The sequence below is a fragment of the Primorskyibacter flagellatus genome, assembly GCF_048268605.1.
GTDB lineage: Bacteria > Pseudomonadota > Alphaproteobacteria > Rhodobacterales > Rhodobacteraceae > Primorskyibacter > Primorskyibacter flagellatus.
This window is the reverse complement of the sequence record NZ_JBLWVF010000046.1, coordinates 1-7334: the sequence shown is the minus strand read 5'-3', so window position 1 is coordinate 7334 and position 7334 is coordinate 1. Positions and strand designations below refer to the sequence as shown.

Below are 7334 nucleotides of genomic sequence, written 5' to 3'. Positions count from 1 at the left end.
GACAATCAGCGCGTCACCGGAACGTAAGTGATCGAGCGCTTGATTTAATCCTGGTCGATCCGTCTTGGCACCAGATAAGCCTGGCTGGCCCGAAGCTGCGTATTTGGGCTTTTGAGAGAACATGTTGAGAACAAAAGGCTGATTGACGGTCAGAGCTGATGTTGGATGATGCTTGCGTCTGGAGGTGTCATGACAGAGCAAGCATTTGCCTCGGTGTGGGGGCTTTCGTATTCTGATTTTGAATTTCTCAATCGGTTCGGGGCGAAGTCTCGGGTAGCGATTGCATGCCAGCTCCTCTTTTTTCGCCAACATGCAAGGTTTCCTGCCGACCGCAGTGATCTTGACCCTGATGTGATCGCGTACGTTGCGGATCAGATTGGGGCGACAGACGATCTTTCCTACTCATTTTCCAGTGATACCGCGCGACGGCAACGTGCGGGCATTCTCGATTTTCTTGGATTTCGTCGAGCTTCTGATCGTGACCGCGCCAATCTCCAGGCCTGGATGATTGAGCAGCTTGGTGGGCAGGACCTGACCTTGGCAGACTGGATCGAACGTGGTTTTGACCAGGCGCGGCAGCTGGGCGTTTTTATCCCGTCAGACAAGCTCATGGAACGCCTTGCCCGCGCTGCCCGCCGGGATTTTCGCGATGGTTTTCTGATGCGTGTAGGTGCGCTGCTCCACGCCGAAACCATTGAGCAACTAGAATGGGCGCTCTCGGAGCCTTTGGCCGATACGGGGTTTCAGCGACTGAAGGATGATGTGGGCGCGGCAACGCTGGAAAGCGTGTTGCTGGCAGCTAGGAAGGTGTCCTTTGTCGATGGTCTCGATCTACCAATGGCTGTTCTTGATAGGGTCGAGCGGGGATGGATTGCGCGGCTTGCGCGTCAGGTAGAAGGTGAAACCGCCTCGGAAATGCGCCGTCATGCCCCCGAGAAGCGCCTCGGACTTCTTGCGGTCTACCTGATGCATCGCCGCTCGCAGCTGATCGACGGCCTCATTGATTTGCTGTTAGAGGTGGTTCATCGTCTGGGAACACGATCGCGCCGCAAGGTCATTCAGGGCATTGCGGCCGATATAGGCGCGGTTCACGGCAAGGAGCGGTTGCTTGTCGAGATCGCCATGGCCGCGTTGGATCATCCCGAGGGCCGGATTGAAGACGTTATCTTCCCTATCGCTGGAGCGGGTAAGCTCCGGGCAGTCATTGACGAACATCGCGCCAAGGGTACCTTGGACACGCGCATCCAACAAACCATGCGCAACTCATATGCCAGTCACTACCGCCGCATGTTGCCACCGTTGCTCCGGGCTTTGCGATTTCGGTCGAACAACGCAATGTGGCATCCAATAATATCCGCCTTGGATCAGATTATCCGGTTTGCCGAGGCTGGTCGCCGGGTGGTTTCTGAAGATGATACTCCAGCAGGGATTATCCCCGGGAAATGGCGCAACACAGTCATTGACGAGAACGGCCGGGTCAATGTTGTGTCCTTTGAGCTCTGTGTGCTGACGCAACTGCGGGAACGCATCCGTGCCAAAGAAATCTGGATTGAGGGCGCGGACCGGTACCGCAATCCGGATGATGATCTGCCGGGGGACTTTGCCGCGCGCCGAGACGCCTACTATGCCGATCTGGGGCTGTCACGTGACGCGCAGAGCTTTATCGCGGGCGTGAAGGCGGACCTGGAACAGGAGCTTCACCTGCTGAGTGCAACCTTGCCTGACAATGACAAAGTGCGCCTGCGGTGGGGCGGGGAGAACCGGATTTCCGTAACGCCGCTGGCGCCGGCTCCAGAGCCGGCTGGTCTGGCGACGCTGAAAGCCGAGGTTGCCCGGGCTTGGCCGATGACCGGGCTTTTGGATGTTCTCAAGGAAACCGCCCTCAACACAGGGTTTCTGAACAGCTTTCAGACCTCGGCCAGCCGGGAGGCTTTGCCAGCTGTCGTGCGAGATCTACGCTTGCTACTCTGCCTTTACGGCTTGGGAACCAACGCGGGCTTGAAACGCGTGGCCGCCGGTTCTCCCGATGTCAGTTATGACGAACTCTTGCATATCCGGCGGCGCTATATTGACCCTGCTTCCCTCAAGGCGGCATGCGCGCAGGTTGCCAATGCGACGCTGGAAATCCGCAACCCGGAAGTTTGGGGTGCGCCGGGCACGACCTGTGCTGGGGATTCCACCAAGTTCGGAGCGTGGGACCGCAACCTGATGACGGAATGGCATGCGCGCTATGGTGGACGCGGCGTCATGATTTACTGGCATGTCGAGCGGCAGGCAACTTGCATTTATTCGCAGCTGAAACGCTGTTCGTCTTCCGAAGTGGCCGCCATGATTGAGGGCGTCTTGCGGCACTGCACTGATATGGAAATCCAGCGGCAGTATGTAGACAGCCACGGACAAAGCGCTGTCGGCTTTGCTTTTTGCCATCTTCTGGGATTTGAGCTTGCGCCACGTCTCAAAGCTATCGCGCGCCAAAAACTCGCCCTTCCGAGTGCGGGAATGCGAGAGCAACTGCCTAATCTGTTGCCAATTCTGTCAGGCGTGATCGATTGGGGTGAGATCGAACGCCAGTATGATGAAATGGTCAAATACGCAGCCGCCATGCGGCATGGAACGGCTGACCCGGAGGCCATCCTGCGCCGGTTTGCGCGATCGGATGTGATGCACCCCACCTACAAGGCGCTCGCCGAGCTTGGCCGCGCCATCAAGACGATATTCCTGTGCCGATACCTTCGGTCCGAGGCGTTCCGCCGGGAAATTCACGAAGGGCTGAACGTCGTGGAAAACTGGAACAGCGCCAACAGCTTCGTGTTCTTCGGCAAGGGCGGCGAAATCGCAACCAACCGTGTGCGGGACCAGGAAACCGCCGCGCATGCGCTGCACCTGTTACAGTCGTCATTGGTCTACGTGAACACGCGAATGGTGCAATCCGTCCTGCGTAACCCCAATGTGGTCGCACGCTTGTCCCCAGAGGACTATCGCGGCCTGTCACCGCTCATCTATCTACACATCAACCCTTATGGCCGCTTCGAGGTCGATCTGGATAAGCGGATCGATTTTGGACCCTTGGCCGCATAGAGGCGCTCATGGCTAAGAAAGAACCCCAGGTCCTACGGCTGAAAGTCACCCTTGAAGATCTCGATCCCACCCCGTGGCGGGAGATCGAGATCAGGTCGGACAAGACCCTCCCACACTTGCACGATGCCATTCAGGCGGCTTTCCTGTGGTACGATATGCACCTGTGGGATTTCGAGATTGGTGACCGTAAATACCAGATGAAAAACGAGGACTTCTGGATCGAGCCGATGTTCGGCCCGCCGGTGATGGAGGTCACCACAAAGAAGCTGGAGTTCTTTTTGAACAAGAAGGTCCCGTCCGTGATCTACACCTACGATTTTGGAGATGACTGGGTGCATCGCGTTGAACTGGTCTCAAAGCGTCCAGTCGTGCCAAATGAACCTTTGCCGCGTTTTGTGGGTGGTCAGTGGGCAACCCCGCCAGAAGATATCGGAGGCCCGCCCATGTACGAAGTCTTCAAGGAAGCGCGTGGGGATGCGAAGCACCCAGAACATGATTGGGCGAAGGAAGCTGGATACGTTGACTGGGCTCATGATGAAATCCACGCCGATGCTGTCAGTGAGCAGTTCACGAAACTGCAAAGGCAAAAGACACGGCGGACATCACGTTGGGTTATGGAGGGCTAGAAGCGTCACTTAGAGCATACTCATAGTGACAACGCGCATGAACAGTGAAAGCAGCCGTTTTCCTATTCACTTTGGGTCTTTTTTAGATAATGAACAGATCACGTCAGAGGCACACCCATAATGAACACTTATCAGGCCAAAATCGGATATGCGCGCACTTCGACCGTCGAACAGAACCTCGATGCGCAGATTGCTGTCTTGAAAGAGGCCGGGTGCGGCATGGTCCGCACCGAGCAAAAGAGCGGGACCAGCCTGGAGGGACGACCCGAACTCAAGACGATCCTCGACTTCATCCACCCAGGAGAAACGCTGGTCGTCACGCGCATTGACCGGCTGGCCCGCAGTCTCAGTGATCTGCAGGCTATCGTCACTCACCTGAAATCCAAGGGCGCGCACCTGGCGGCCACCGAGCAGCCTGTGGATACATCCACGGCAACCGGAAAAGCCTTTTTCGATATGCTTGGCGTTTTCGCTGAGTTCGAAACCAACCTGCGCCGGGAGCGCCAGGCCGAAGGCATTGCCTCAGCAAAGCAGCGCGGTGTCTATCGCGGGCGCAAACCCAAAATCGATCTCGAGGCCATTCAGGCGAAGCTGATCGACGGCTGCTCGCCCACCGAAATCGCGCGAGAGATGCGGATATCGCGCGGAACCGTCTATAAAGCAAAGGCCCAAATGACCTTGAACCACAATGGCAACGGGACGGCTGCGTCATGAAAAAGAACACCCGCAAGCCAAAGGCCCCCGCGAAAAAAACGTCGGTCCAGACAAGTTCCAAAGTTTCCCCGCCGCGCAATCTGACACCAGAGCTGTGCGATCGCCTACGCCGAGACATGATGAAGGCCTGCCTCGCCGTGGCTGAAACACATGGGTTGACGGTCGAAGGCGGCGAGTTGAGCGATATCGATCTGCGTCATAGCTTCAACATCGGCTTCCGCGTCGGCATTCCGATGGAAGACGGCGCGATCTACTCGCCGGACAAAGCCATGTTCGAAGTGCTCGCACCGCATTTCGGGCTGGAGCCATCTGATTATCGCCGAACGTTTAAAACCGGTGGAGACCTTCACCGGATCGTTGGGATCAACCCCAACAGACCCAAATACCCTATCAGCACTGAACGGGTCTCCGACGGTCGAGGCTTCAAGATGCCAGCCGAGAACGTCACTTTGTATCTGCAGCGGTCAGACTGATAGAGAGTACTTTCTTTGTTCTCTCAAAAGCCCAAATATGCAGCTTCGGGCCAGCTAGGCCATCGTGGCGACGGCCCGCAGGATGACTGGCCAGTTGTCGACGATCAATTTCGCCCGAACCTTTCCGCCGATCAGACCGCGCAGTTCCTTCGGCGCGGCGGCAGGGTCGAAGAGGTAGAGCCGTTTCGATGGCAGATCACGGATGCGCGGGATAAAGTGATAGGACAGCAACGCCGTGACAGCGAAGACGTGATCCGTGAAGCCGCCGGTGTCGGCGTACTGCTCTTTGATTTTGCGCCCGACCTCGTTCATCAACAGCCCATCCAGGATGTAGGGCGCTTCGTTGACGGTGGCCGGGATGTTCTGGGTGGCGAACGGGCCGAACTGGTCGGAGACGTGGGTATAGGCTTTCAGGCCGGGCTCGGAGCCATACTTGGCCCCATCGGAAGGTTTCTTCGTAGACCCACGCTAATGGAGAACGAAGGTTGAACACGAGCTACTGTGTTGCGTTTCTGATGATCTTGTAAGCTGTTGATCTGCCGATGCCGAGGTGTTTGGCAGCTTGTGAGACGGACTTTCCTGCACCGACGAGGTCTTGGAGCGCCGAGATTGTCTCGGGCGGCAATGGTGGTCGTCCAGGGACACGACCATGTTTTCGGGCGTTGACCAGGCCGTCTTTGGTGCGCTCTGAGATTAGGCGTCGCTCGAAATGCGCAATGGCTCCGAAGACATGGAACACGAGCTCTCCAGCGGCGGATGTTGTGTCGATCCGCTCCTCGAGGCTGATCAGATTGATCTCTCTGGCTTTGAGGTCTTCGACGGTTTCCAGGAGTTCCTTGAGCGAGCGCCCCAACCGATCGAGGCGGATGACGGCGAGGGTATCGTTGGGCCGGGCCTGATCAAGCAAGGCGGCCAAACCGGGCCGGTTGAACGTCTTGCCGGAGATCACGTCTTCGAACACGCGAATAGCGCCGTGTTGTAGCAGCCGATCTTTCTGGCCGGACAAATCCTGGTCGGCGGTCGAGACCCTTGCGTATCCGAGGATGTCGCCAGTGCGTGGCATGGTGTCTCCAAAACGGCCGTTTTATGGCCTGATTTGACGTGACCGCTCTGATCCTAAATTGGCGCGCCAAATGTGTCTTTTTATCAGTCTCTATAATATGCGGCGTCTTCAAACTTGCAACAATGTTTTGAGGACACCCTATGGGCCGCAGACTTCTTTCCTCCCGGGCGCATGCAGAATTCTTCGGGGTCCCGACGGATTTTGACGCTTTGATCCGCCACTATCTGCTGAGCGGAGATGACATTGATCTGATCCGTACCCGCCGCCGCGCCGAAAACCACCTTGGCCTTGCGGTACATATTTCTTTGCTGCGCTACCCTGGCTTGGGGTGGAGTGAAGACACTATGCCGCCAGCCGAACTGATCTCTTGGCTTGCAGAGCAACTTCAGATCGGCGCGTGTACTCTCGACGACTACGCCGCCAGGCGAAATACGCGCCATGAACACCATGCCCTCGCAATGCGCCATTTGGGGTTGTCTTCTTTCGGGCCTCAGCATGTGCAGCAGGCGGAGGAGATTGCCACAAAGGCGGCCTTTGCGACAGATCACAGCGTCAAGATTGTTGCGACGCTGATTGCGGAGCTGCGCAAGCACCACCTGATGTTGCCGAGCGTGGACACGCTTGAGCGCCTTGCCTTGAAAGGACGGGCTCGCGCCCGGCGGGAGGCTGCTGCGGCGCTGTTTGATGCTCTCTCACCAGAGCAACGCAGCAAGTTGCAGGCGCTGTTGGTAAACGATCCGTCCGTTGGGCAATCACGGTTCACATGGCTGCGAGGCTTTCCGCATTCGGCCAGCCCGGCCAGCATGACCGCGCTTCTGGAGCGCTTGAAATATCTTCGATCGCTGGATTTGCCGCCTGACCTTGGGCAGGGCTTGCACCCGGATCGGCTCCTCAAGTTCGCGCGTGAAGGTGCCGTGGCACCTGTAAGCTTGTTGAACGATTTTGGAGAGCGGCGGCGGATCGCAACGTTGGCAGCACAGATGACGGATTTATCCACCACGATCACCGACGCGACCATCGCCATGTTCGAGCGGCTGACCGGCCAGCTGTTCTCAAGATCCCGCAATCGCCAAGAAGAGGTTTGGCGTATGGGCAAGGCAAAGGTAGGCAAGCTGATGCAGCTCTTCGGCGAGTCCATTGATGCCATGGCTCGCGCCCAGGAATTGGGCCAGGATCCCTTTGCGGCGCTTGATGCAGAAATCGGGTGGGACAGGCTCTTGGGCCGCCGCGACGAAATCGCCGGCTTCGGAGAGCTGGCCACCAGTGACTCACTGTCCCTAGCGGCTGAACGCTATGCCTATATGTGTGAATCGGCATGCAAAATTGACCCACTTGGGTGGGTTATGAGCGCGTAAAATTGACCCACCTGTTTTCGTTAAC

At 57.4% G+C, this 7334-nt stretch carries 5 protein-coding genes and 2 pseudogenes; 5 read left to right on the top strand and 2 right to left on the bottom strand.

Annotation, left to right across the window (positions count from 1 at the left end; all coding sequences use genetic code 11):
* Positions 1-189 precede the first annotated feature (189 nt).
* The 4 genes from ACN0WV_RS19425 (at position 190) to ACN0WV_RS19410 (ending at position 4891) form a co-directional block, all read left to right on the top strand.
* Entirely contained in the window at positions 190-3078 is a 2889-nt protein-coding gene (locus ACN0WV_RS19425; RefSeq protein WP_116599850.1) for a Tn3 family transposase, read from the top strand.
* An 8-nt stretch (positions 3079-3086) separates the two neighbouring features.
* The gene (locus ACN0WV_RS19420) at positions 3087-3704 is read left to right on the top strand and encodes a plasmid pRiA4b ORF-3 family protein (RefSeq protein ID WP_116599851.1); all 618 of its coding nucleotides are present in this window, start codon (positions 3087-3089) and stop codon (positions 3702-3704) included.
* Positions 3705-3824: 120 nt separating this feature from the next.
* Positions 3825-4418 carry a recombinase family protein gene (locus ACN0WV_RS19415; RefSeq protein WP_073038196.1) on the top strand — a complete coding sequence of 198 codons (594 nt, stop codon included), beginning with the start codon at positions 3825-3827 and terminating at the stop codon, positions 4416-4418.
* Positions 4415-4891 (top strand): hypothetical protein, encoded by a 477-nt coding sequence (locus ACN0WV_RS19410; RefSeq protein ID WP_229709630.1) that lies wholly within the window; start codon positions 4415-4417, stop codon positions 4889-4891. The genes ACN0WV_RS19415 and ACN0WV_RS19410 overlap by 4 nt, the downstream gene beginning before the upstream one ends.
* Before the next feature lie 57 nt (positions 4892-4948).
* Here ACN0WV_RS19410 and ACN0WV_RS19405 read toward each other — a convergent pair.
* A pseudogene (locus ACN0WV_RS19405) lies at positions 4949-5329 on the bottom strand (Tn3 family transposase); the annotation flags it as partial.
* A gap of 58 nt (positions 5330-5387) precedes the next feature.
* Positions 5388-5954 (bottom strand): recombinase family protein, encoded by a 567-nt coding sequence (locus tag ACN0WV_RS19400; RefSeq protein WP_417607881.1) that lies wholly within the window; start codon positions 5952-5954, stop codon positions 5388-5390.
* A gap of 140 nt (positions 5955-6094) precedes the next feature.
* On the opposite strand from ACN0WV_RS19400, the pseudogene ACN0WV_RS19395 reads away from it, so the two are divergent.
* Positions 6095-7258: pseudogene (locus ACN0WV_RS19395) on the top strand (DUF4158 domain-containing protein); the annotation flags it as partial.
* Positions 7259-7334 lie beyond the last annotated feature (76 nt).